The sequence below is a fragment of the Luteibacter sp. 22Crub2.1 genome (genome assembly GCF_900167995.1).
GTDB classification, from domain to species: Bacteria; Pseudomonadota; Gammaproteobacteria; order Xanthomonadales; family Rhodanobacteraceae; genus Luteibacter; species Luteibacter mycovicinus.
In genome coordinates this window covers 1-2,594 of sequence record NZ_FUYT01000033.1, presented here as the reverse complement: position 1 = coordinate 2,594, position 2,594 = coordinate 1, and the positions used below count along the sequence as shown (strand labels likewise).

The window sequence follows — 2,594 nt, the reverse complement described above, 5'->3', positions numbered from 1 at the left end:
CGGACCGCTACTGAAGGCGGGGGGACGTCGGGGCGTGAAAAGGGGGCGTCGCTTTCACTGCTTCCGGCAGGAACGTCCGTTATCGAAGGTATCGGCTTTGTTCTGGTTATTGTAGGCGACAGTTTATTCACAGAGCGCTCATCGACTGAGCGTATCGATGCCGTGAGGGCCGCTTTCTTCTCCGGCTGAATGAGGTTGACATCATGCGTGACACGCTTGGTAGCGACGGCTACTGGGAGAAATGGGTCAGCTACAAGGAGGCCCGTGTAATTGAGATGCGAGAAATACTTGCGGCAGGTCCCATGGACGCCGCTGCGGCGCAGTACGCCTACAGAATAGCCACGACTTACATAGAGCTTATGCTTCTTAAGTATTCACGAGGCGATGATGTCGCGAGTATTTGTGCGTTGCTCCCATCAGTTGTGGACGCTTGGGAACACGCGGAACGTATCGGCGAAAGATGGTGGAGTGCAGAGATTCAAAACATCCGACATTCGTGGGCCCTGAATCTTGACTTCTACCAGCGGTCGTTCTGGTTGGTCGGTTTTGCCCTCGCAGGCTCCGCCGACGATCAGTTGTGGCTCCGGCTCCTCAGGCTCATTGGGAATGAAGGGGAAGATGCCCTCCTCGATTCGGTAATCGCTTCGCGACAGGCGGGAAGGAAAATCGGTGCGTCTCTCTGTTTTCCAAAAGCCTATGGGAAGCTTCTCGATGTGATAAGGGCGTCGAGCGACATGCGCGGTGAGGGCTTAAGAGCTTATCTTGCCGACTGGTACTCGTCGCTGGATGGAGCAGGCAATAAGTCGGTGCCCATCCCCAATCGGACCCCATATTGGCATGGTCTCGGCGACGAGAATTTTGAAGGTGGCGCTTATTTCGGGCGTTGGTGCGTCGAAGCCGTGGCCGTGGTTGTGGCATTTTCGATCAATGACTCGGCATGCTTGGATAGTCGGTATTATCCGGCGGATCTCATCCGAGATGGGCGTGCGCCGATTCGCCAATCGATTGCGAATGCCGTTGACGCGGTGATCGAGGTGCCTCAATCACCGAAAGGTTTCCTCGCCCGGATTGCGGCTCGTATCAGGCGATAGTGGAATCAGCGCTGCATCGTGATGGGCTTAAAGCCAGAGGTTTCACTACCCGCGTACGGCGCGGAATGCGAGGCCCCTGCCCCGACGCCCCGGCCGGCAAGATCCGTGTACGACCGACGGCCCGTATACGAGGCACCCGGTCTGGACGACGAGCGAGGAGTTCAGCAGCGCGAAGGGGGCAGGCCGGGGAGCTCCACCACATCGAAGCACTATAAACACTTGTCCCATCAATTAATTGGATCAAAGGATGAAGGGTCTGAGCTTCTATCAGATGAGTCCAGTGTATGTCTCCGATGAGACTTTCTTGCTGAGAATCGATCTGCATATATCCTCGGTTCAAGAGTTGATGAGCGCCCTCCACTACGGACTGTGGTTGCCCGGCTGCTTCGGTTTCAACTGGAACGCTCTTTTCGACTGCTTGCTTGACCTCACGTGGCTTCCATGCGCCCAAGTGGTCATCTATCACTCGTCGCTTCCAAGGTTGCCTGACGAAGAGTTGGCCAGATATATCTCCGTGCTCTCCGATGCAGTCAACGAGCAGAACGATGGTACGCGGCCTAGGCTATCTGTAGTTTTCCCCGCTGACTTCCGAGCTGAGGTGATGCAATCCGTTGGCCACAGCGCGTGATCGTCGCAGACCGTCACATCCCCTCCCCTTGGGGAGACCGACCGGCCACGCCCGCATACGGGCAAGTGGCTCTTACAGGACGCCCCGCAAAGAGATTGCCTCTGTGATACATGAGAGTGAAACAGTGTCCTTCCAAGGATCGATCGATTCGGCATTAAATTCATGGAGGACTAGCTACGGGAAAGATAGGGCGACAACTTATGGCAAGTGACAGCTTTGAAGCGCGGGCGAACTTGCTGGCTTCCTATATCGCCAGGAGCAGCGTGGTGAACTTCGGTAGTGCAGAGGACGCCGTCTCCGAAGAATGGATCAAGAAGGCCGAGGAGCGTCTTGGTTTGAGGTTTTCCCGCTCGTACAGATGGTTTCTGGAAAACTATAGGGGGGGAGAGATATGCGGAGAGGAGATCTATAGCGTATACGGTGAGCCTTTCGACGACGTTAACGGTGGTGACATTGTCTATCATCACATCATTGACGTTAGGAATGGCCATGCGCGCGAGAATGCGCTAGCGGTTAGCGCGACGGATCTCGGAGAATACTTTTTCTTTGACTACTCGCGGCTCAATGGCGATGAAGTTCCCATCCGTGTGACAGTTGGTTCGTCAACGTCGGACTACGCTGAAGACTTCCTTGAATTTCTTGGGAAGCGAATTTCTACTTATGCCGGTCCAGGTTGAGCTTCGATCCTTATCGGTGCGTGAGCCTGCTTCGATTGAATTCCATCATGGGTCGAATAGTGATCGCCTGAGGTCTGCCGATCAATCTGTTGGAAAGAAGGGATTGTCGACTCCCCGTAAACTTACTCCAGACATAAACCGAGGTCTCCGGGCAAAATATCCCCAAGGAGACCCACGATGCGCAAGAGCAAGTTCACC

The 2,594-nt window shown here is 54.9% G+C and carries 3 protein-coding genes; all 3 read left to right on the top strand.

The genetic code is table 11. From position 1 onward, the window contains the following. On the top strand, positions 1–189 hold a 189-nt coding region (locus B5X73_RS21205), incomplete at its 5' end, for a hypothetical protein (RefSeq protein ID WP_217699804.1). 14 nt (positions 190–203) lie between these two features. Then, on the top strand, positions 204–1,091 hold the full coding sequence (locus B5X73_RS20480; RefSeq protein ID WP_079523100.1) for a PoNe immunity protein domain-containing protein: 888 nt from the start codon (positions 204–206) through the stop codon (positions 1,089–1,091). A gap of 828 nt (positions 1,092–1,919) precedes the next feature. Next, positions 1,920–2,396: an SMI1/KNR4 family protein gene (locus tag B5X73_RS20470; protein ID WP_079523098.1), complete on the top strand. Its 477-nt coding sequence runs from the start codon at positions 1,920–1,922 to the stop codon at positions 2,394–2,396. The last annotated feature ends 198 nt before the right edge of the window (positions 2,397–2,594 follow it).